Source organism: Plantibacter sp. LMC-P-059a (assembly GCF_030209505.1).
Classification (GTDB): domain Bacteria; phylum Actinomycetota; class Actinomycetes; order Actinomycetales; family Microbacteriaceae; genus Plantibacter.
On the sequence record NZ_JARVRZ010000007.1, the window covers coordinates 91,997 to 114,090 of the forward strand.

Annotated in this window: 19 protein-coding genes and 1 tRNA gene; 4 read left to right on the forward strand and 16 right to left on the reverse strand. The window is 69.3% G+C overall.

Annotated elements, in window-relative coordinates:
* Nucleotides 1–87 precede the first annotated feature (87 nt).
* From lnt to QRN27_RS16645, 9 genes are all read right to left on the reverse strand, one after another.
* The gene (gene lnt, locus QRN27_RS16605; protein WP_285043192.1) at nucleotides 88–1,647 is read right to left on the reverse strand and encodes an apolipoprotein N-acyltransferase; all 1,560 of its coding nucleotides are present in this window, start codon (nucleotides 1,645–1,647) and stop codon (nucleotides 88–90) included.
* Between the two features lie 8 nt (nucleotides 1,648–1,655).
* Nucleotides 1,656–4,076, reverse strand: a complete 2,421-nt coding sequence (locus tag QRN27_RS16610) for a DEAD/DEAH box helicase (protein WP_285043193.1) — start codon at nucleotides 4,074–4,076, stop codon at nucleotides 1,656–1,658.
* The gene (tatC, locus tag QRN27_RS16615; RefSeq protein ID WP_285043267.1) at nucleotides 4,073–4,834 is read right to left on the reverse strand and encodes a twin-arginine translocase subunit TatC; all 762 of its coding nucleotides are present in this window, start codon (nucleotides 4,832–4,834) and stop codon (nucleotides 4,073–4,075) included. The genes QRN27_RS16610 and tatC overlap by 4 nt, the downstream gene beginning before the upstream one ends.
* Nucleotides 4,835–4,972: 138 nt before the next feature.
* Nucleotides 4,973–5,242: a Sec-independent protein translocase subunit TatA gene (gene tatA, locus QRN27_RS16620; protein ID WP_056005540.1), complete on the reverse strand. Its 270-nt coding sequence runs from the start codon at nucleotides 5,240–5,242 to the stop codon at nucleotides 4,973–4,975.
* Between the two features lie 81 nt (nucleotides 5,243–5,323).
* The gene (locus QRN27_RS16625) at nucleotides 5,324–6,334 is read right to left on the reverse strand and encodes a helix-turn-helix transcriptional regulator (protein WP_285043194.1); all 1,011 of its coding nucleotides are present in this window, start codon (nucleotides 6,332–6,334) and stop codon (nucleotides 5,324–5,326) included.
* Nucleotides 6,327–7,367: a helix-turn-helix transcriptional regulator gene (locus QRN27_RS16630; RefSeq protein ID WP_285043195.1), complete on the reverse strand. Its 1,041-nt coding sequence runs from the start codon at nucleotides 7,365–7,367 to the stop codon at nucleotides 6,327–6,329. Before QRN27_RS16630 ends, QRN27_RS16625 begins: the two co-directional genes overlap by 8 nt.
* A gap of 80 nt (nucleotides 7,368–7,447) precedes the next feature.
* On the reverse strand, nucleotides 7,448–8,404 hold the full coding sequence (locus QRN27_RS16635; protein ID WP_285043196.1) for an FKBP-type peptidyl-prolyl cis-trans isomerase: 957 nt from the start codon (nucleotides 8,402–8,404) through the stop codon (nucleotides 7,448–7,450).
* A 71-nt stretch (nucleotides 8,405–8,475) separates the two neighbouring features.
* Entirely contained in the window at nucleotides 8,476–9,540 is a 1,065-nt protein-coding gene (locus tag QRN27_RS16640) for a tRNA (adenine-N1)-methyltransferase (RefSeq protein ID WP_285043197.1), read from the reverse strand.
* Entirely contained in the window at nucleotides 9,537–10,241 is a 705-nt protein-coding gene (locus tag QRN27_RS16645) for an HAD family hydrolase (RefSeq protein WP_285043198.1), read from the reverse strand. The genes QRN27_RS16640 and QRN27_RS16645 overlap by 4 nt, the downstream gene beginning before the upstream one ends.
* A gap of 81 nt (nucleotides 10,242–10,322) precedes the next feature.
* Between QRN27_RS16645 and QRN27_RS16650 the strand changes: the two genes are divergently transcribed.
* Nucleotides 10,323–11,249, forward strand: a complete 927-nt coding sequence (locus QRN27_RS16650) for a PAC2 family protein (RefSeq protein ID WP_285043199.1) — start codon at nucleotides 10,323–10,325, stop codon at nucleotides 11,247–11,249.
* A gap of 43 nt (nucleotides 11,250–11,292) precedes the next feature.
* On the opposite strand, the gene mshC is transcribed toward QRN27_RS16650, so the two are convergent.
* The 3 genes from mshC to QRN27_RS16665 all read right to left on the reverse strand — a co-directional run bounded on the left by mshC (nucleotide 11,293) and on the right by QRN27_RS16665 (nucleotide 14,807).
* Nucleotides 11,293–12,531, reverse strand: coding sequence for a cysteine--1-D-myo-inosityl 2-amino-2-deoxy-alpha-D-glucopyranoside ligase (gene mshC, locus QRN27_RS16655; RefSeq protein ID WP_285043200.1), 1,239 nt, complete (start codon nucleotides 12,529–12,531; stop codon nucleotides 11,293–11,295).
* Complete coding sequence (locus tag QRN27_RS16660) at nucleotides 12,528–13,352, reverse strand: undecaprenyl-diphosphate phosphatase (protein WP_285043201.1); 825 nt, start codon at nucleotides 13,350–13,352, stop codon at nucleotides 12,528–12,530. Before QRN27_RS16660 ends, mshC begins: the two co-directional genes overlap by 4 nt.
* A gap of 135 nt (nucleotides 13,353–13,487) precedes the next feature.
* A complete protein-coding gene (locus QRN27_RS16665) occupies nucleotides 13,488–14,807 on the reverse strand; it encodes a M20/M25/M40 family metallo-hydrolase (RefSeq protein WP_285043202.1) in 1,320 nt (439 codons plus the stop codon).
* Between the two features lie 171 nt (nucleotides 14,808–14,978).
* Between QRN27_RS16665 and QRN27_RS16670 the strand changes: the two genes are divergently transcribed.
* A tRNA-Leu gene (locus tag QRN27_RS16670) sits at nucleotides 14,979–15,062 on the forward strand.
* 127 nt (nucleotides 15,063–15,189) lie between these two features.
* On the opposite strand, the gene QRN27_RS16675 is transcribed toward QRN27_RS16670, so the two are convergent.
* A complete protein-coding gene (locus QRN27_RS16675; protein ID WP_285043203.1) occupies nucleotides 15,190–17,007 on the reverse strand; it encodes a DEAD/DEAH box helicase in 1,818 nt (605 codons plus the stop codon).
* 147 nt (nucleotides 17,008–17,154) lie between these two features.
* Here QRN27_RS16675 and QRN27_RS16680 point away from each other — a divergent pair, with 147 nt between their 5' ends.
* Nucleotides 17,155–17,964 (forward strand): SGNH/GDSL hydrolase family protein, encoded by an 810-nt coding sequence (locus QRN27_RS16680; protein WP_285043204.1) that lies wholly within the window; start codon nucleotides 17,155–17,157, stop codon nucleotides 17,962–17,964.
* 33 nt (nucleotides 17,965–17,997) lie between these two features.
* Here the strand turns inward: QRN27_RS16680 and QRN27_RS16685 are convergent, their stop codons facing one another.
* On the reverse strand, nucleotides 17,998–19,242 hold the full coding sequence (locus QRN27_RS16685; RefSeq protein ID WP_285043205.1) for a D-alanyl-D-alanine carboxypeptidase family protein: 1,245 nt from the start codon (nucleotides 19,240–19,242) through the stop codon (nucleotides 17,998–18,000).
* 82 nt (nucleotides 19,243–19,324) lie between these two features.
* Nucleotides 19,325–20,128: a TrmH family RNA methyltransferase gene (locus tag QRN27_RS16690; RefSeq protein ID WP_285043206.1), complete on the reverse strand. Its 804-nt coding sequence runs from the start codon at nucleotides 20,126–20,128 to the stop codon at nucleotides 19,325–19,327.
* 138 nt (nucleotides 20,129–20,266) lie between these two features.
* On the opposite strand from QRN27_RS16690, the gene QRN27_RS16695 reads away from it, so the two are divergent.
* Entirely contained in the window at nucleotides 20,267–21,169 is a 903-nt protein-coding gene (locus QRN27_RS16695) for a Sir2 family NAD-dependent protein deacetylase (protein WP_285043207.1), read from the forward strand.
* 3 nt (nucleotides 21,170–21,172) lie between these two features.
* Here QRN27_RS16695 and QRN27_RS16700 read toward each other — a convergent pair whose 3' ends face one another.
* On the reverse strand, nucleotides 21,173–22,075 hold the full coding sequence (locus QRN27_RS16700) for an alpha/beta fold hydrolase (RefSeq protein WP_285043208.1): 903 nt from the start codon (nucleotides 22,073–22,075) through the stop codon (nucleotides 21,173–21,175).
* Between the last annotated feature and the right edge of the window lie 19 nt (nucleotides 22,076–22,094).

A 22,094-nucleotide genomic window follows, 5' to 3' on the forward strand; every position in this document is an offset into this window, starting at 1 on the left:
CCCCGAGCCCCCAGGCCTCCCCTCGATCGGCTGATCCGACTTCGGATCAGCCGATCGTCATGTCCGGGCATGGACCGGCTGGAGCCGTCACCGCGCTCGTCGTCGGACCCGTGCCGCGAAACCGGCGAGCAGGAGGGACGCGAGACCCATGCCCCCGATGAACCCCTCGAGCTGGTGCCCGAACGCCATCGACGGCGTCACCGTGTCGGCGAGCGGCACATCCGACACCATCGAACCGGGCCGGAACGCCGGGATGCTGTCGATCGTCGCCCCGTCCGGACCGATGATCTGACTCGTGCCGACGGTGGAGATGTTCACGACCGAGCGCGCGGACTCGATCGCACGCAGCCGGGCGATGGCCAGCTGCTGCTGATTCTCGTCCGTCTGGCCGAAGTCCGCGTTGTTCGTCTGCGCGAAGACGACGCGCGCCCCGCCTGCCACGGCGTCGCGGGTCAGCTGGTCGTCGGCGATGTCGAAGCAGATGCTGATGCCGGCGAGCACGCCGTCGATGTCGAAGACGTTGTCCTTCGTGCCCGGCGTGTACTCGCGCTGGATGAGACCGATGAGGTCGGGCGCGAACGGCTCCCAGAAGTCGCGGTCGGGGACGTACTCCCCGAAGGGCACCGGGTGCTTCTTGTCGTAGACGTCGCGGACACCGTCGCCAGCATCCCAGAGCAGCGACGAGTTGAAGTAGCGGTCGCCCCGTTCGGAGATCGCCCCGACGACGAACGGTGCATCCATCCGTCGGCTCAGAGCGTCGAGTGCGGCTGCGGACTGCGGGACCCGCTGCGGATCGAGGTCGGCGCTGCCCTCCGGCCAGACCACCACATCGACGTCCGCATCGATGACGCGCAGGGTCTCGTCGATCTGGGTCTGCATGACCGTCCCGGGGGCCGCCGCATCGAAGTACCCCGCGGGGCCGTTCCCCTGGATCGCGGCCACCCGGATGCTCCCGGTCGTGGTGGTGGGCCAGGCCGGCACGAGCAGGACCGCGAGGACGGCGAGGACGGCGGTCCCGACCCGGGTGACGGCGGGGAGATCGGCCGTGGCGGCCAACTGGAGCGCCAGCGCGACGAGGAGCACCATGAGGAAGGTCAGGCCCGAGAACCCCACCCACGCGACCAGTGGTGCGAACGGGCTCTCCGACTGGCTGAGCGACATCCTCGCCCACGGGAACCCGCCGTACGGCCAGGTGCTCACGAGCGTCTCCCTGGCTGTCCAGAGCGCGGCGACGACGGCTGCCGTCAGCCAGACCCGCCCGGCGACACCGGGGAACGCCCGAGGGACCCAACGGTAGGCGAGCGTCACGAGGACTGCTCCCAACCCGAAGAACATCGCTTCCAGGGTCGACAACGCCGCCCACGGGACGGGGCCGAGGTACGCCGTCGCCCACTCGATGTGCACCAGGTAGAACGACTCCCCCGCCAGGAACCCGACGAGCAGGGCACCCCAGACGCTGCGACCCATGAGGGTCAGGAGGACGAGCGCGATGCCCACGAAGGTCAGCGGCCAGACACCCCGATCGGGGAACCCGCCGTCCAGGATGGGACCCGCGGCGATGGCAACCACGACGGCGAGCCACAAGGGCAGCGCCGGGCGGCTGTCATCTGGTGCTTCGATCGGGATGTGCCGCGCGCTCCGATGCATTCCAGCGATCACAGCGAGCTGTACGCGACGATGCCGCGGCGGATCGAATCGAGCGCTTGGCGCGAGGTCCGACCGACCGGCCCGTCGACGATGCGCAGCTGGTCGAGCAGGTCGATGGTCTGCTTGCACCACCGCACGAAGTCACCCGCGGCGAGTTCCGCCTCGATCAACACCGTGTCGAGGCTGGCGCCCTTCGCCCACTGGTGCATCGCGAGGGAGAGCCCCGTGGAGATCGGGTTGCTGCCCGGGAGCCGGTGCTCGCGTTCGCTGTCGTCGAGCCGGCTCCAGATGTCCTGCGTCCGCTCGAGCGCCGAGCGGAACGGTCCACGAGGCAGGAAGCGCTCGGGCGTGTTCTGCTCCTCGCGCCGCGGCTCGTAGACGATCGCCGCCGCCATCGCCGCGAGTGATGCCGCGTCGAGCTCGTTCCAGGCACCCGTCCGCAGGCTCTCCGCGACGAGGAGGTCCCGCTCGCCGTAGATCCGCTTCAAGGTCCGTCCGGGGGCGGCGACGACGACGACCCCGTGCTCGTCCCGGGTGAGGTACCCGTACTCGAGGAGCACGTCCACGACGCGGTCGAACACCCGGGCGACGGCGCCCGTGCGCGTCTGGATCTGCTGCCGCAGTTGGTCGGTCTGCTTCTTGAGTTTGAACCACCGCTCCGCCCAGCGCGCGTGATCCTCGCGATGCGGGCACACATGGCAGGCGTGCGCGCGCATCCGCTTCCGGAGCTCGGCGAGCTTACGCTGCCGCCGGTCTTTGGCCGCCCGGGAACCGTTCGGTTCGCCCTTGCGCTCGAGGTCGGTGAGTTCGCGTCTGATGCCGGCGTACTCGATGAAGTCGCCGAGGTGACAGGACATCGACCGCTCGTACCCCGCGAGGGAGGACTCCTGCTCGCGCACCTTCCGGGCGATCCCCACGACGGCGCGGTCGGCCTGGAACTGTGCGAACGACGACTCGAGGATCTGACGCGTCCGCTGCCGTCCGAACTGGTCGATGAGGTTCACGGCCATGTTGTAGGTCGGGCGGAAGCTGGAGTTGAGCGGGTAGGTGCGTCGCGAGGCGAGGGACGCGACCGATTGCGGGTGCAGCCCCTCCGCCCACTGGATCACCGCATGACCCTCGACGTCGATGCCGCGACGACCGGCCCGCCCGGTGATCTGCGTGTACTCCCCCGGCGTGATCGGCACTCTGGCTTCGCCGTTGAACTTCTCGAGCTTCTCCAGCACGACCGTCCGTGCCGGCATGTTGATGCCGAGTGCGAGGGTCTCGGTCGCGAAGACGACCTTGACGAGCTTCCGACGGAACAGTTCCTCGACGACCTCCTTGAACGCCGGGAGGAGGCCGGCGTGGTGGGCGGCGACGCCGCGCTCGAGGCCGTCGAGCCACTCCCAGTACCCCAGCACGGCCAGGTCCTCGTCGAGCAGGGTCCGGCAGCGTTCGTCGACGATCTGACGGATCTCGTCGCGCTCGTGCGCCTCCGTCAGGCGGATGCCCGAACGCAGAACCTGCTTGACCGCCTGGTCGCAGCCGACGCGGCTGAAGACGAAGAAGATGGCGGGGAGCAGATGGTGGTCGTCGAGCATCTGGACGAAGTGCCCGCGGTCGAGTTTCTCGGTGCGGTGCGGAGCGCGCCGCTGGTTGTAGCGGCTGACGTCCTTGTACTGGCGGCTGTTGGGCGCTCGTCCGCCGAACTGGGCCATGCGCACGAGCTCCGGGTTCACCTGGTGGGTGTCGGCGAGGCTCGGTGCGGCGAACAGGTCGACGAGCTTGTTCCGCATCAGCACGTGTTGGGTCAGCGGCACCGGGCGTTCTTCGGACACGATCACCGCGGTGTCGCCGCGGACCGCCTGGAGCCAGTCGCCGAACTCTTCGGCGTTCGACACGGTCGCGCTCAGCGACACCATGCGGACCGACTGCGGGAGGTGGATGATGACCTCTTCCCAGACCGCCCCGCGGAAGCGGTCCGCGAGGTAGTGGACCTCGTCCATGACGACGAAGGCGAGGTCGGTCAGGGCGTCGGAATCCGCGTACAGCATGTTGCGCAGGACCTCGGTGGTCATCACGACGATCCGGGCGTTCCCGTTGACGTTCGTGTCGCCCGTGAGGAGTCCGACGTGCTCCGAGCCGTACTCGGCGGTGAGCTCCTGGAACTTCTGATTGCTGAGCGCCTTCATCGGCGTCGTGTAGAAGACCTTGCCACGCGCTCCGTGCATGGCGAGGGCGATGGCGAACTCGGCGACGATGGTCTTGCCGGCCCCCGTCGGCGCAGCGACGAGCGCACTGCTCCCCTGCTCGATCCGTTCGCAGGCCTCGAGTTGGAACGCGTCGAGGTCGAAGCGCTGCCGTTCCCGGAACTCCTGGAGCCGTGGGGTCGCGTTCCGGACCGCCGCCGCCCGATACCGTTCGGCGGGGGAAGCGGCGTCAGTCATACGAGGCCCTTACTGCCGAGTTCGGCGTCGATGCGCAGCTGCCGCCTGGCCGCGCGTCGGTCGTGCAGCCAGGCGACGCCGTACGCGGCGAAGTACAGGACGACCATCGGGATCGCGAGCACGAACATCGAGACAATGTCGGCGGCGGGTGTGGCGATGGCAGTGAAGAGCACGATGACGAGGATCGCCACGCGCCAGGCCTTGATGATCGCTGCCGCGGAGAGGACGCCGACGAAGTTGAGGAGCACCAGGAACACCGGGAGGACGAACGCGACCCCGACGGCGAGCACGAGCTTCAGGACGAAGTCGTAGTACGTCGTGGCGTCGAGGAAGTTGGCGGCGGCGGCGGGTGTGAAGCCGAGCATGAGTTCGACGATGTGCGGCAGCACGAACCAGCCGGCGTAGCAGCCGGCGAGGAACAGTGGCACGGCCGTGGCGAAGAAGCCGACGGCGTACTTGAGCTCTTTCCGCGTGAGGCCAGGGACCAGGAACGCCCAGATCTGGTACAGCCACACGGGGCTCGAGAGGACGACGCCCGTGGTCAGGGCGATCTTCATCCGCAGGTCGAAGGCACTCGTGACGTTCGTGAAGTTCAGGAAGGCCTGACCGCGGTCGTCGGCGATGACGAGGATCGGTGCGCTCATCGCGTCGATGATCCACTCCGAGGCGATGAAGCCGGCGACCATGCCGACGATGATGCCGATGGCGGAGTAGAAGAGACGCTTCCGCAGCTCGACGAGATGCTCGCCCAGGGACATGCGCCCCTCGCGGTTCTGCTTCTTCGGGCGCCGTTCGGTCACCGCCATGACGGTGTCATCCATCGCTGGACAGCGGTTTCGAGGCGCACTCGTCGGGTGCCAGGTGCTGGCGTCATCGGGTTCGCGTGGTCCTCGGGGTTACGGCTTGACGGGCGGGTCGGTCGGCTTCTGCGGGGCCGTGGCGGCCGGAGTCGGCTCGACGGGCGTGGTGCCCGCCGGCGGGACCGGCGTCGTGGCGTCGCCCGCAGCGGGCTCGTCGTCGCGCATGCTCTTGACCTCGCTCTTGAAGATGCGCATGGACTGACCGACGCTCCGGGCGAGCCCGGGGAGCTTCGGTGCGCCGAACAGGAGCAGGACGATGAGGAGGATGATGACGAGGTGCCATCCGGTGAATGCGTTGCCGAACATAGTCTTCGTTCCTGATCTTCGAGGTCGAGGTTCCCCCACTCTACCCTGCATCGGCCTGCATGCCGCCGGAAGTGTGCGCAGTCACTCCGTGGCGACGGCGGGGTACTGTGCGAGCCCGGCAGCAGCCCAGTCCGCGACGGCGTCCCGAGCGTCTGCCGGCCCCAACACCGTGATGAGTCCGGGATGGGCGGCGACGAGCCGTTTGAGTCCGTGGTGGTGCGCGAGACGAAGGGTGGCGGTCACCTCGCCGTCGGCTTCGTCGGACCCCGCCGGGGTGTTCGCCGCGCTGTCGACGGAGACGACGTAGTCGTCGATGAGTGGGAGGACGGAACGACGCACGAGGACGGTGACGTTGCGATCGGAATCACTCGGCTCGAACAACGCCGTCGGGACGACGACCTCGGCCTCGTGGAACACGACCTCGGCCTCGCTTTGTCGAAGCTCCGTCATCCGATCCAGTCGGAAGCGTCGCGTCGCCTCTCGGAGGTGGCACCATCCGTAGAGGTACCAGTCCTGATCCTGGGACTCGAGACGGAGCGGGTCGACGAGCCTCGCCTCGGTCGAACCACTCGCATCGACGTAGTCGAACGCCACGCTGCGTCCGGCGGCGAGTGCGGCGCGGATGATGCCGACGGCCCGGGCCGAGTACGACTCCGTGACGGCGAGCTGGCCCGGCGCCGACGATGCGCCGCGCGCGAGCTTCGCCATCACCCCGCCGATGACGTCGCTGTCGACGAACTCGGGGAGCCGCTGCAGGGACTGGAGACCGGCGATGAGCGCCGACGCCTCTCTCGCTGAGAATCGAGGACTGTCGTCGAGGGCGACCCGGTGGGTGAGGACGATCTCGTCGTCCTCCTCGAAGCTGCCCCAGTCGATGTCGAACAGGTCGCCCGCCAGATACTGCCGGGTGTCGCCCGGGACGCCCGACACGGTGAGGAGTTCGACCGCCTCACGGATCTGGCGCGGTGAGAGGCTGAAGTGTCTGGCGGCCTCCTCGACCGTCACCCGCTCACGGTCGATGAGGTACGGGACGAGCGACAGGAGGAAGATCAGTTTGTCTTGAGCGCGGGGTGCTGCCGGTCGCTTAGCCACGGGCGGCCTCCTTCGGCTCCGGTGCGTCATCGGTCTCCGTGTGTCGGGCGACGACGAGCCGGAGTCTCGCCGCGACGGCGTCCGCGAGCGCGGGCGGGTCGATGACGAGGACCTCGGGACCGAAGCCGGCGAGTTCGTCGGCGAGGATGTGGTGGTCGAGGTAGGGGATCGTGAGTTCCGCGTGGTCGGCGTCGGCCACGCCGTATCGATTGCCCAGACGCGCTGCGGCATCGGTCCCCGGTCGGACGCGGACCACGGCGCGCTGCGAGGAGGAGACCCGCCGAAGACCCTCGATGGCGTCGGCCGCGTGGTCGACACCGTCCGCCGGGAACGACTCACCCGTCGGCTTCACCGGACCGACGATCCGCGACAGCAGGAAGGTCCGCGGTTGGTCCACCGAGCGGTCGGTCGCGAACAAATGCCAGCGCCCCTCGTGCTGGACGAGCGCGAGGGGAGCCACCGTGCGGACGCGCGGTCGCTCCTCCCCCGGCTTTAGGTACGGGAACGTGACGACGGCGCGCCGTTCCAGCGCGGCGTCGAGGGGTTCGAACGAGGCCTCGCGTGTGCGCAGCCGCGGGGCGTAGCCGATGATCGGTTCGTCCGGCTCGATGCCGAGCGACCGCAGTTTCGTCATGGCTCGCTGCGACTGACCGGAGAGTGAACCCTCGCGCCACACCGTCGCTGCGAGCGACAACAGGGACAGCTCCGCCGGGGTGAACCGGACGTCGGCGGGCAGCTCGTAGGCACCCTTCGGGATCCGGTAGCGCATCGACTGGTTGTTCCCGGGCTCGCCCGGCTGTTCGATCGTCTCGAGAGGCACGCCGAGTTCGCGGATGTTGTCCTTGTCCCGCTCGAACTGGCGCTCCAGGCTGGCGTTGCCACCGCCGCTCGAGTACTGCTGACGGTATCCCTGCACGGTCGACAGGATCTCGTTCTTCGTCAGGCCGGTCTGGGTGGCGAGGAGGGCGAGCACAAGGCTGAAGAGCCGCTCCTCGACCGGCACGGGCTTCGGGGACTCGCGGGCTGAGGACACCGCTCCAGTCTACCGACGGACGGCCCGCCGCCCACCTGCGACGCGGGCGGGAGACGGGCCGTCTGGGCTGTGAGCAGCGGTTACTGCGTCGGGCGCTGCGTCCCCAACACGTCGATGACGAACACGAGCGTCGCGCCACCGGGGATGGTCCCGGACCCCTGGTCGCCGTAGCCGTCCTTCGGTGCGACGACGAGGATGATCTGGGAACCGACCTTCGCGCCCACGACCGCGTCGTTGAACGCCTTGATCATCTGGCCGCCGTCGGCCTGGAAGACAAGCGGCTGCCCCTTCTCCCAGCTGCTGTCGAACACGCTCTTCTGATCCCAGAGGACGCCCGTGTAGTTGACCATGACCTGGTCGCCGGCCTTCACGGTGGCTCCGTCGCCCACGCGCGACAGCGTCTGCTTCGTCTCGGTCGGCGCCGAGGCCGCTGGGATCGTGATCCCGGGCTGACCGCTCGGCGCGGTCACGACGGACGGGAACCCCGACGGGATCGGTCGCTCCGCGCCGTCCGCCTTCGGGAGCGCGGCACTGTGGATGTCGGCGACGAGGATGATCGTGTCGTCCTTCTTCAGGCCGATCGCCTCGTTGGCGCCGGCCGGGCCGAAGGCGTCCTTCGAGGAGATGGCCGCGACGACACGTGATCCCACCGTCGTGCAGGCGAGGGCCTTCGCGAACCCCGTGGGGTTGCCGGCCAAGGCGATGAGCGAGGCCCCTGGACCGTTGAAGTCGGTCTGCTGCAGTACCTCGCCGGTACGGCCGTTGAGGAGCATCAGGTTCACGCCCACCGTGCCGTCGGCCTGGACCAGTGCGCCGTCGCCAGTGATCACGACGTCCCGCTCGGTGGTCTTCGTGTACAACGGCTTCGGCAGCTCGACCGACGGCTTCGCGCCGAAGTCGCCCGAGACGGAGATGAGCTTGGTTGCGGAACCGGCGGACGCCGCCGAGTCGCACGATGCCGAGCCAGGAGTGCTGCACCCGGTGAGGGAGACGAGCAGGAGACCTGCTGCGGCGATGAGAGCTGGTGCAGTGCGCACGGATCCTCGTTTCGGTGGTACGGGTGGGACGGCAGGTCGCCGTCGCACAGTTTAGTCGACGCGGAGGGCGGTCAGCGCTCGTCGCCGTCGACCGGCTCGGTGGGCTGCGATCCCACCGTGTCCTCCGGGTCATCGGCTCCGGCGTCGAGGCCACGGGCGCGGGACAGTTCGGCACTCGCACCGGCGCTCCTGGCGCGCTTCCGCAGGATCTTCGCGCTCGCCGACCGTTCGCCGAGGGCTCCCGGCGTCCACAGCTCGACGTCCTCCGCGCTGAAGTCGCTCTTGGACGCCCGGCGCTTGAGCTCCGGGAGGACCGTCCCCGGTGCGAGCTTCCGAGCGGTGATCAGGAATCCGGTGTGGCCGATCATCCGGTGGTCCGGCCGCACGGCCAGCCCTTCGACGTGCCAACCGCGCATCATCGTCTCGTTGGACTGCGGGTTCGTGAACCCGCCGGTCCCCCGGATCGCCTCGGCGACGCGGGACAGCTGGGTGACGGTCGCGACGTAGCAGAGGATGACCCCGCCAGGCTTGAGGGCCTCCCACGCGACGTCGAGGCATTCCCACGGCGCGAGCATGTCGAGCACCACACGGTCAACGGACTCGGCCGGCATCGTCTCCGGCAGGGTCTCCTGCAGGTCACCGACCGTGACCGACCAGTTCTGGGGGTCGTAGCCGAAGAAGGTCGCGACGTTGCCCCTGGCGACGTCGGCGAACTCCTCGCGCCGCTCGAACGACGCCAGGCGGCCGGACGGTCCGATGGCGCGGAGGAGCCAGAGCGACAGGGCGCCGGAACCGACGCCGGCCTCGACGACCGTGGCACCCGGGAAGATGTCGGCCTGACCGATGATCTCGGCGGCGTCCTTCGGATAGATGATGGCGGCCCCACGAGGCATCGACATGACGAAGTCCACGAGCAGGGGGCGGAGGGCGAGGTGTTCGATGCCCTCGGTGTTGGCGACCACGCTGCCGTCGGGCAGACCGATGATGTCCGTGTGCGCGATCATCCCGCGGTGGGTGTGGAAGACCTTGCCGGCTTCCAGGGTGATCGTGTTCCGCCGCCCCTTCGGCCCGGTGAGCTGGACGCGGTCGCCCTCGCGGAACGGACCGCTGTTCGCCGGCTGGTGGTTGGAGCTCATCGCTGTACTGCCTCTGTCTCGGGGTGGTGGGTGGCGGGCGCCGCGTGCGCGCGGAGCGTTGCGAGGTCGGTGACCGTCCGCCCGGCGAGGGTGTCCCAGGTGGTGTGGTGCGGGCCGGCCGGGATCGGCACGATGTGCGGGACGGACACGGCGATCGTGCCCGCAGCGAGGGCGGAGGCGAGCCCGGTCGCCGAATCCTCGATCGCGACGCACTCGGCCGGATCGACGCCGAGGGCGCGGGCGGCCCGCAGGTAGGCGTCGGGGTGCGGTTTCGGCTGGTCCACCTCGTCGCCGGCGACGATCAGGTCGAACGCGTCGAACGGGATCCCGGCGGCGATGTCCTCGGCCATGGACCGGATGGACATCGTCACGAGCGCGGTCGGAACGCCGGCCTCTCGGAGCTCACGCAACAGCTCCTGCGCACCGGGACGGAAGGGCACACCGCGTTCTTCGATGAGCCGCCGGACATGATCCGTGAGGTGCGCGACGATGGTGTCGGCGTCCAGTGCCACGCCGCGACCCTGCAGGATGGCCGCGGAGTCCCACAGGCCGTTGCCCACGAGGAGCAGACCGTCCTCGTGTGTCCAGGTCCCGCCGTGGGCCGCGACCAGCTCGGTCTCGGCCTCCATCCAGTAGGGCTCGGTGTCGACGACGGTGCCGTCCATGTCCCAGAGGACCGCGGCGGGGAGGAGAGTGGTCACGGGGTGCCATGCTACCGGGTGGTGGAGCGCCTATCCTGGATGGATGGTCGCGGGAGGTCCCCGAGCATCGAGGAGTGAGACGTGACGGAACACACCAAGGAGCCACTGGGCGGTCGCCTGCTCGTCGTGGCGTTCGAGGGCTGGAACGACGCCGGCGAGGCGGCCAGCGGGGCCGTGCGCGTCCTGCGGGATTCGCTGGCGCTCCGCCCCCTGCTGGAGATCGACCCCGAGCCCTACTACGACTACCAGTTCAACCGGCCGACCGTCGGCGTCGACGAGGACGGCAAGCGGTCGCTGACCTGGCCGGGGACGACGATCTCCGGGCCGGAACCTGAGGCGTCCCGACCCGCGACCCCGCTGGCCGAGGACGCCGCACTGCGTGTCAGCGAAGGCGGTGGTGAGCACGTCTACGTCCTGCTCGGCGCGGAACCGTCGCGTGGCTGGAAGGCGTTCGTGGATGAGATCCTCACGGTGATCGCCCAAGAGCGGATCACGACCATGGTCATGCTCGGCGCGATGCTCGCCGACGTCCCGCACACGCGGCCGATCTCCGTCTTCGCCTCGAGCGAGAACGCCGGGCTGCGCCAGGCCCTCCAGCTCGAACGCAGCACCTACGAGGGCCCGGTCGGGATCCTCAGTGTGCTCGCGGACGCCGCGGAGCGCCAGGGCGTCCAGAGCCTGTCGGTCTGGGCGTCGGTCCCCCACTACGTCCACAGCGCGCCGTCACCGAAGGCCGTCCTCGCCCTCATCGACAAGCTCGAGGAACTCATCGACGTCGTCATCCCGCGCGGAGCGCTCATCGAGGAGTCGGGCGAATGGCAGAACGGGATCGACACGCTGGCCGCCGAGGACGAGGACATGGCCGCGTACATCCAGCAGTTGGAGCAGGCGCGGGACACGGTCGAGTCACCTGAGGCGAGCGGTGAGGCGATCGCGAAGGAGTTCGAACGCTACCTTCGCCGTGACGAGGGCAAGGGCGACGAGCCCTGGCGCAAGGACCGCGACTAAGTCGCAGTCCCGGGTGACCGTGGTGCCGCGAAGGTGCCCGACGTCAGCTCACGCCGAGCAGCGCATCGATGGTCGAGCGCACCAGCGCGGCATCGTCGACCCCGGTGGTCGCCGCGTCATCGACCAGCGCGATCGCGCTCGGCGTGTCGAGGTCGTCCGCGAGCCGGACGCGGATGGCCTGCAGGAGTCCGTCCGCTGAGGCGCCGTCCACGGCGTTCGCCACGAAGGACGAGCGCCAGGTCGCGAGTCGTCCGTCGGCCCGGGTGAGGTCCTCGTCGTGCCACTCCCAGTCGCTGCGGTAGTGGTGCGCGAGGATCGCCAGCCGGATCGCCGAGGGATCGGCGCCGTCGGCGGCCAGACGGGACACGAGGACGAGGTTGCCGAGCGACTTGGACATCTTGGTGCCCTCGTAGGCGACCATCCCCGCGTGGTTGAACACCTTGGCGAGCGGCCGACCGGACAGCGCGGCCGCGTGGCCGGCGCTCAGGTCGTGATGCGGGAAGACGAGGTCCGAGCCGCCGCCTTGGACGGTGAAGTCGGAACCGAGGTGTTCGAGGGCGATGACCGAACACTCGATGTGCCAGCCCGGTCGTCCTCGGCCGACGACGGAGTCCCAGCTCGGCTCGTCGGCGCGTTCCGACCGCCAGAGCAGCGGGTCGAACGCGTCGCGCTTGCCCGGCCGGTCGGGGTCTCCCCCGCGCTCCGCGAAGAAGGCCGCCATCGTCGCCTCATCGAGACCGCTCTCGGCACCGAGGTGCCAGACGTCGTCTGCCGCGGCGCGGACGTCGAAGTAGATGTCGTCACCCGCAGCGCTGTCCGGGGTGTCGACCGCGTAGGCGACACCGCGCTCGACGAGGAGCGCGACGGCGTCGGCGATCGGTCCGATGACCTCGGTGACCGCGACGTAGTCCTCGGGCGGGAGGATGCGGAGCCGTTCCATGTCGCTCCGGAAGAGCTCCACCTGGCTCGCCGCGAGCTCGCGCCAATCGACACCCGTCGCGTTCGCACGCTCGAGGAGCGGGTCGTCGACGTCGGTGATGTTCTGGGCGTAGTGCACCTCGTATCCGGCGTCGAGCCAGACCCGCTGCAGCGTGTCGTACGCCAGGTAGCTCGAGGCGTGACCGAGGTGGGTGGCGTCGTACGGCGTGATGCCGCAGACGTACAGGCGTGCGGTACGTTCCGCCGAGGCCTCGATGAGCCCGCCACTCGGCGTGTCCCAGAGGCACGGTGCCGTGCCGGACCCCGGCAGCTCGGGGATGACGGGAGCGGACCAGGCCCTCATGCGGCGATCACGCCGGTGCCGAGCAGGACCAGCAGGACGACGCCGAGCACGATGCGGTAGACGACGAAGGGAAGGAAGCTGCGCTTCGAGATGTAGCTCATGAAGAAGGCGATGACGGCGAGGCCCACGACGAAGGCGATGACCGTCGCGATGAGGGTCTCGACCGGCCCGTAGGGGCTCGGTTCGCCGATGCTCTTGAACACCTGGTAGAAACCGCTGCCGAAGACGGCGGGGATGGCCAGCAGGAACGCGTAGCGCGCAGCGGCGCGTCGTTCGTATCCCATGAAGAGGCCGGCGGTGATGGTTCCGCCGGAGCGGGAGACGCCGGGGATGAGTGCGAGCGCCTGAGCCCCGCCGAAGATCGCCCCGTCGCCGTAGGTCAGGCTCTTCAGCCGACGCTTCTTCGCGCCGACCGCGTCGGCGACGCCGAGCAGGACACCGAAGACGATGAGCATGACGGCGACGATCCACAGCGAGCGGAACGTCGTCTCGATCTGGTCCTGGAACAGGAGGCCGAGGACGACGATCGGGATGCTGCCGATGATGATGAGCCACCCCATGCGGGCGTCGGCGTCGTCGCGTGGGATCTTGCCCACGAGGGCCTTACACCAGGAGGAGATGATCCGGACGATGTCGCGCCAGAAGAAGACCACGACGGCGGCCTCGGTGCCGATCTGGGTGATCGCGGTGAACGCCGCCCCGGGGTCCTTCGCACCGGGGAGGAACTCACCCAGGATGCGCAGGTGCGCGCTCGAGGAGATCGGGAGGAATTCGGTCAACCCTTGGACGAGTCCGAGGATGATGGCGTTGATGACGTCCACAGCGCACCTTTCTGAAGCCGTACGGCTCAGTCTGCAGCCGGATGGCTGGTGTTCGGCCGGATCCGGCGTTCGTCGGCGGGGCGGCTCCCGGAGCGCCCCGCAGCGCAGTCGGCGCGGGAGCGGTCCGTGGTTTTCTCAGTAGTCGAGGAGGAGGTCCGTGAAGACCTGCCTGCCAAACCCTAGCGCGTCGAGCGGCACCCGCTCGTCGACGCCGTGGAACATCGCAGGGAAGTCCAGGTGTTCGGGCAGCCGGAGCGGTGCGAAACCGTACCCCGTGATGCCGAGCAACGACAGCGCCTTGTTGTCGGTCCCTCCGGAGAGCATGTACGGCAGGACCGGAGCCCCGGGGTCGTGGCGTCCGAGCGTCTCCACCACCGCATCCACGAGCGGCCCGGAGAACGGCGTCTCGAGCCCGATGTCGCGGTGCATCACGATGATCTCGATGTCCTCCCCCACGATCTCCGCGACCCGCGCGAGGACGGCGTCCTCCTCGCCGGGGAGGGTGCGGATGTCGACGAGCGCCTCCGCGCGATCGGGGATCACGTTGTGCTTGTACCCCGCCTGCAGCAGGGTCGGGTTGCTGGTGGTGCGGAGGGAGGCCTGGATGAACCCGGAAGCCGTGCCGGTCGCCAGGGCGAGCTCGTCCGGCCCCAACCGCTCCGGTGTGGTGCCGAGGATGGTCGCGATCTCCCGGAGCAGCTGCTCCGTGGTGTCCGTCAGGCGGATGGGCCACTCGGTCCGGCCGATCGCGGCGACGGCCTCGGCGAGACGCGTCACGGCGTTGTCCTGGACGTACCGGGAGCCGTGGGCCGCGCGGCCCGTCGCGACCAGCTTGATCCAGACGAGGGCCTTCTCGGAGGTCTGCAGCAGGTAGGAGCGCCGGCCGCCGAAGGTGATCGAATAGCCGCCGACCTCGCTGATGGCCTCCGTCGCGCCGGCGAACAGCTCGGGTCGCTCCGTCACGAGGTGGTGCGAGCCGAACACGCCGCCGTTCTCCTCGTCGGAGAACATCGCGACGACGAGATCGCGTTCCGGGCGACGGCCGCTGCCGAGGATCTCCCGGAGGGAGGCGAGGATCATCGCGTCCATGTTCTTCATGTCGACGGCCCCGCGCCCCCACAACAGGCCGTCCTTGATCTCGCCGCCGAACGGGTCGACGGACCAGTTCGCCGGATCGGCGGGCACCACGTCGAGGTGGCCGTGCACGACGAGCGCAGGCTTCGACGGGTTCGCGCCTGCCACGCGGGCGACGACGCTGGTGCGGCCGGGCGCCGCGTCGATCAGCTCGGGCTCCAGGCCGAGGTCCCTGAGGTACGCCTCCACGTACTCGGCGGCCTCCGTCTCGCCGTTGGAGCGGCCCTCGCCGTAGTTCGTGGTGTCCATGCGGATGAGGTCCCGCGCGATCCGCGTGGTCTCGTCGAGCTGGGGAGCGGATGCGTCTGAGCCGGAGGTCATGCCTCCACGCTACCCGCCGTTCCGGTCGGCTGCACTCGCGGGCTCCGGTGCCCGGTCCGCTCCGAACGGTGGTGCCCCAGGTGCCGTCGGCGACGGGGTGGTGAACAGGTGCCGAAATCCGTGCTAGAGTTTCTTCTCGTGCCCAGCGAAAGCCGGACACGATCACAACACGCGCGGGTGGCGGAAATGGCAGACGCGCTAGCTTGAGGTGCTAGTGCCCTTACGGGCGTGGGGGTTCAAGTCCCCCTTCGCGCACACCGTGTTGAGACGGCGAACGGCCGGAGCGAAAGCTCCGGCCGTTCTTGTTTTCCCGCCGGACTCCACGAGACGCCGACACCCGAGATCAACGCTCCGTGACCGGCAGACGCCTGAGGTCTCGTCCTCAGTGACCGTGCCCGAGACGCCGCCGGAGTAGGTCGATCCGCGCCTGCAACTGCGTGACACTGGCCTGGGCCACCGCGGGCCCGCCGCAGACGCGTCGGAGCTCGGCGTGGACCAGCCCGTGCGGTTCCTTCGTGTGCTTCGCGTAGAGCCCGACGAGCGTGTTGAGGACCTGACGCTGCTCCTTGAGCGTGCGGTACAGGGGCGCCGGGATGTCCGCCTCCGGCTTCGGCGATCCGGCGTTCTTGTCGACGAACGCACCACGCTTGGCCTGACGGCTCTGACGTTGGACGAGGAGCTCGTGCACCTGCTCCGGTTCGAGCAGTCCGGGGAACCCGATGAAGTCGAACTCCTCCTCCGTGCCGGGCTGCGCGAGTTCTCCGAACTCGTCCCCGTCGAACACGACGCGATCGAAGTGCGCGTTCGACGACACCGCCTGCCAGGTGAACTCCTCGAGGAGGGAGTCGGACGCCTTGTCCTCGCGCTCAGCGGCCGCCATCATGGCGTCCTCCGGATTGAAGAGGTCGCCTTCCGCCTCCGGGTCGCTCGGCCGGTCGAGGGCGTGGTCGCGCTCGAGTTCGAGCTTCTCCGCGAGGGCCATGAGGTTCGGGACGTTGGGCAGGAAGATGCTGGCGATCTCACCGCGGCGTCGGGCCCGCACGAACCGCCCGATGGCCTGGGCGAAGAACAGCGGGGTGGCCGAGGAGGTCGCGTACACGCCGACCGCGAGTCTCGGGACGTCGACGCCTTCGGACACCATGCGGACGGCGACCATCCAACGCTTCGTGTTCGAGGAGAAGTCGGCGATCCGATCGCTGGCCTCCTTCTCGTCCGACAGCACGACTGTCGGCGCTTCGCCCGTCAGTTCGTGGAGGATCGCCGCGTACGCACGGGCGGTCGTCTGGTCGGTGGCGATGACGAGTCCGCCGGCGTCCGGGACCGCCTGACGGACCTCGGACAGCCGAAGGTCGGCCGACTTCAGCACCGCCGGAATCCAGTCGCCCTGCGGGTCGAGGGCGGTCCGCCAGGCCGCCGAGGTGATGTCCTTCGTGTTGCCTTCGCCGAGCCTGGCCTCCATCTCGTCGCCGGCCTTGGTACGCCAACGCATGTGCCCGGCGTAGACCATGAACAGCACCGGGCGGACGACGCCGTCCTGGAGGGCTCGTCCGTACCCGTAGTTGTAGTCCGTGACGGAGGTCCTGATGCCCTGATGATCGGGCTGGTACACGACGAACGGGATGGGGGCGGTGTCCGAGCGGAACGGCGTACCCGTGAGGGAGAGCCGCCGCGTCGCCCGCGAGAACGCCTCGTGGATGCCGTCGCCCCAACTGAGTGCATCTCCCCCGTGATGGACCTCGTCGAGGATGACGAGGGTCCGGGCGGAATCGGTTGCGCGCTGGTGCACGGGCGGGTTGGCGGCGACCTGGGCGTAGGTGACGGCCACGCCGTGGTAATGACGGCCGAACACCTGGTCGCGATTCGCGAAGTTGGGGTCGAGCCGGATGCCGACGCGGCTGGCGGCCTCGGCCCACTGACGCTTCAGGTGGTCGGTCGGCGCGACCACGGTGATGCGGTCGACGGTACCGCGATGGAGGAGCTCGGACGCGAGTCGCAGCGCGAAGGTGGTCTTGCCTGCCCCGGGCGTCGCGGCCGCGAGGAAGTCGCGGGGTTCCGTCGTGAAGTACTGCTCGAGGGCCTCGGCCTGCCAGGCTCGAAGCTTGCTCGCCGTGCCCCACGCTGCCCGCTCCGGGAAGGCCGGGGAGAGGTGTTCGGCTGCGGACCCGCCCAGGTGCTGGGGAGAAGAGATTTCCGCGTTCACTGGAGACCAATGTACCCGACCGGACCGACGCTGCCGACCACGGAGGATGCTGCTCGGGAGGACCGGATCTCCGACTCACGACTGATCCGCGGGCGCGGGGCCAGGCGTACCCTGGAGAGTCCAGAGGGACAGCAGGAGGAAGCACGCATGACCGAACAGCACCATCCCTGGTCGAGGTACGTCGCCATCGGTGATTCGTTCACGGAGGGGATCGGCGATCCCGAGCCGGGTGTACCGGGCGGTCACCGCGGCTGGGCGGACCGCGTGGCCGAGGTGCTCGCCGCTCAGCATCCGGAGTTCGCGTACGCGAACCTCGCGGTCCGAGGCAAGCTCGCGCGCCAGATCCTCGACGACCAGGTCGAGCCGGCCCTCGAGCTGCATCCTGACCTCATCACCATCTCCGCGGGCGGCAACGATGTGATCCGACCGGGCACCGACCCGGACGACATCGCCAGACGTCTCGAGCAGGCGATCATCCGGCTGCGGAGCGATGGCGCGACGGTCGTGCTGTTCACGGGTGTCGACGTCGGCTTCTCCCCCGTCTTCCGGAGCATCCGGGGCAAGGTCGCGATCTACAACGAGAACCTGCGGGCCATCGCCGCTCGTCACGGGTGCGTCATCGCCGATCAGTGGGCGCTCCAGACGATCCAGGATCCGCGTATGTGGTCACCCGATCGCCTCCACCTGAACGCACTCGGGCATCACGAGGTCGCTCGGCTCGTCCTCCATGCGCTCGACGTGGACAACGACCTCAAGCCCTTGCAGCCGGAGCCGCTCCCCGCGCGCCGGTGGCGCCAGGCGCGGACCGAGGACCTCGCCTGGGCGCGGGAGTACCTGGTGCCCTGGGTCATGCGACGGGTGCGGCACCAGTCGTCGGGCGACCACATCAGTGCGAAGCGACCCCTCGCGGGCCCGTTCGCCGCGGCGGTCGCTCAGGACCAGGAGCTCGACGTCTGACGGGCACCGCGTCACCAGGTGACCGCGCGCCGGTCACGGGTTGGTCAGGCGCCACCACGGGGTGACGGGGGCGACGTCCGCCTCGAGGGCGATCGGGACCTCGATGGTCGTTGCACCGCCCTCGGCACCGGCTCCGACGATGTAGCTGAGCGTCCCGACGGTCGATCCTGTGGCACCGGCGTCGATCGCCCGCGCGCGCGGCTCCACCGTGATCGGCGTGTCCTGCCAGACGAGGACCGATGCGTCGGAGGCGACGACGACCTTGGCGGCCTGGCCCCACGCCGTGTCGTACGACCCGACCGGGGTACCCGCGGTGGCGAGCTGCACCTGGTGGAATCCGGCGGGCACGCTCTGGAGGAGCGACACGACGGCGTCGTTCAGCACAGTGTGGTTGTCGGCGCCCAGGATGACGCCGACGACCGTGACCGTCCGGCCCTCGACCTGGAGGTCCGCGGAGAAGAGCAGGCATGCTCCGGACGCGTCGTCCGTGCCGGTCTTCAGGCCGGTCACGCCGTACCGTCCGAGGAGCGCGTTGGTGTTCTCGACTTCACCGATCGCCGGCAGGATGGCCGTCGGTTCGCTGACGATGGACGCGAGCGCGGGGTCGGCGAGGACGAGCTTGCCGATGGTCACGAGGTCGCTCGGGGTGCTGACGTTCGTCTCGCCGAGGCCGCTCGTGTTGGTGACCGTCGTACCCGTGAGGCCTCGGGCGTCGAGCCAGGCGCGGGCCGCTTCAAGGTAGGCGTCCACTGAACCGAACGCCCAGACGGCCAGCGAGATGCTGTAGTTGTTCGCGGACGGCAGGAGGAGGGCCTCGAGCATCTGACGCTGTGTGAAGACGGAACCGGCGACGACGGGCGCGGCCGAGCCGTTCTCCGCGATGGTGTCGTAGTAGAAGCCGACGTCCGCGTCCGTCAGGGTGATCGACGGGCCCTGATCTCCCGCGGCGAGGGGCTTGGCGTCCAACACCACGAGGGACGTGATGGTCTTCGTGATACTGGCGATCGGGAACGGTGTCTGTTCACCACTCGAGGCCAGGACACCGTCGAATCCGACGGCGCCGAGTGCCCCGCGCCCGAATCCCGGCCAGGACACCGGCGTGGCCGGATGCACCAGCGTGGACGTGAGGGTTTCGGGAGCCTCCAGGGTCGCCGCGGCTGCGGGGATGGGCCGGAGGAGCGCGCCGCCGCTGTAGCCGAGGATGCCGATGACGATGGCGAGGATGCCGAAGACGGCGAGACGGCGGCGGCGATAGATCTGTCGTCTCGTGAGTGGCACCCGGTCATGGTACCGGGCATGTCTGCGCATCTCCTGCGGCGCCGTGCCGGTCGCGTCGGTGCGCCAGCGTCCCGCGGGACCCTCAGCGCGTGCGCAGCTCCCACAGGGCGACGGCGCTGGCGGAGGCGACGTTCAGCGAGTCGACGCCGTGCAGCATCGGGATGGTGACGATCGTGTCGGCGGCTGCGAGAGCGGAGGCGCTCAGCCCATCGCCCTCCGCACCGAGCACGATGGCGAGCCGGTCCGGAGCGGTGCGCGCGTACGTGTCCAGGTCGACGGCGTCGTCGGACAGGGCGAGCGCCGCGGTCTGGAACCCGGCGTCGTGCAGGATGCCGGACGCGACGTCCCATTCCGGGAGACGGGTCCACGGCACCTGCAACACCGTCCCCATGCTCACGCGGACGCTCCGACGGTACAGCGGGTCGGCGCAGCGCGGGGTGATGAGGACGGCGTCGGCCCCGAGGCCTGCGACGGACCGGAAGATCGCGCCGACGTTGGTGTGGTCGACGATGTCCTCGAGGATGACCACGCGCCGGGCGTCGGCGAGGAGTTCGGCGGGGTCCGCGAGCGGTGGGCGGTGCATCGCCGCGAGGGCGCCACGGTGGAGGTGGAAGCCCGTCAGCTGTTCGAGGAGTTCAGGCTCGCCGACGAAGACCGGGACGTCGTGGTCGGCGAGGAGTGGAGAGACGTCCTCGAGCCACTTCTCCTGCAGCAGCACCGAGCGTGGCCGGTGACCGGCACGGAGCGCGCGCTCCATGACCTTCGTCGACTCGGCGATGTACAGGCCACCCGCCGGTTCGGACACGCGACGCAGGGCCACGTCCGTCAGGCGTGCGTAGTCGTCGAGTCGTCCGTCGTCGAGATCGGTGATGCGGATGACCTGCATGGGAGACGTCCTCTCGACGCGATGTACGACCTCCACCTTGCCAGAGTGGGAACACGATCGAAAACGAGGCCGTTTAGACTCAGGAGCAGTGATGGCCCGGAGCGCTCCGGGCGTCGCGGACCGACGGGACGGAACAGGATGAGCACGCTGACCGCAGCAGGGGATCCCGCCGACGAGACGGCCGAAGCCGGGCTCGACCGGGTGATCGATTTGCTCGCGGACCGACGTCTCGCGTTCCTCACCGGGGCCGGCGTGAGCACGGACTCGGGGATCCCCGACTACCGCGGCCAGGGCGCGCCGGTGCGGACGCCGATGACGGTCGACCAGTTCCTCTCGAACGACGACGCTGCGCGCAAACGCTACTGGGCCGGCAGTCACCTCGGGTGGAAGCGGTTCGACGGCGCGCGCCCCAACGCGGGCCACCGGGCGATCGCGCTCCTCGAGGAGGCCGGGATCGCCGACGGCGTCATCACGCAGAACGTCGACGGCCTCCACGTCCGCGCGGGCTCCCGCCGCGTCGTCGACCTGCACGGGTCGATGGACCGGGTCAGTTGTCTCTCCTGCGGGCAGAGCTACGCGAGGTCGAGCATCGCCGAGCGCATGACCTCCCTCAATCCGTGGCTCGACACCGAGACGGACGTCACGATCAATCCCGACGGTGACGCCGAGGTCGGGCGGGTGGACGAGATCGTCGTCCCGGTGTGCACGGTCTGCGGTGGCATGTTGAAGCCGGACGTGGTCTTCTTCGGTGAGTTCATCCCGACGGAGAAGTACGCCGAGGCCGCGGCGCTCGTCAGGGGTGCCGACGCCCTGGTGATCGCCGGATCGTCGCTCGTCGTGAACTCCGGCATCCGACTGCTCGAGCTCGCGCGTCGGAAGCGACTCCCGATCGTGGTGATCAACCGGGGTGTGACGAAGGCCGACGGCCGTGCCGACGTCAAGCTCGACGCCGGCGCGAGCGAGACCCTGACGGCGATCGCGGCACGACTCCTGCCGGACGGGTTCACCAGTGTCGTCTCCCAGGAGGCGACGGACGCCTGAGCGTCAGCGTCCGTCCCGCTCCTCCGCGAGGAACGCGGTGAGCCGCTCGGCGGCGTTGTGCGGCTCCTCGTAGTGGATCAGGTGGCCAACGGCCGGGATCACGTGGAGCTGAGCGTCGGCGAAGCGTTTCGCGAGCGCGAACTGCGCCGCCACCGGCGTGATGTCGTCGCGCTCGGCGGCGATGAGCAGGGTGCGGCTCGGGATCCGGTCGGCGTATTCGCTGACGTCATGACTCACCGAGGCCGTGAACGACTCGAGGACGACCTCGCGGTCGGCGAAGGCGCTGAAGTACTGGTCGTGCTGGGCGTGGATCCACCGCCGGAGCACCGGGTCCTTGGTCTTGGACATCGCGACGCTCATGATCCGGACGACACCCCTGTTGCGGAGGAAGGCGAATCCCAGGCGCTTCGGGAGCTTCGCGGACGCCCAGTAGTAGAACACCGCGAGCCTCGTCAGGACGCCTCTGGGGCCTTGGAGTGCCGGCGCGGCGATGGGATTGATGAGGACGAGGTCGTCCGGTCGGAGCCCACCGGCGACGGCGGCACTCGACACGATCGAGCCGAACGAGTGCCCGAGCAGGACGACGCGCCCGGAGAGGTGCAGTTCCTCGAGGAATCGACCCAACCAGGCGGCGTAGCCCTCGACGGAGTGCGTGCCGTCCGGGAAGGGCGCGGAGCTGCCGAAGCCCGGGAGATCGGGGGCGATGATGCGGAAGCCGGAGAGTTGGGCGACCACCGGTTCGAGGCCGTGGTGGTCACCACGGAACCCGTGCACCATCACGATCGTCGTCGAGGCCGCTTCGTCGCCGTAGTCCCAGAATCGCGTCTCCGCGCCGTCCACGATGAGTGAGCGCTCCTGGACGGGGATGCGGTCGAGCTGGTCGGCGTACGGTGATTCGACGGGCATCCCCTCAGTGTACGGAGTC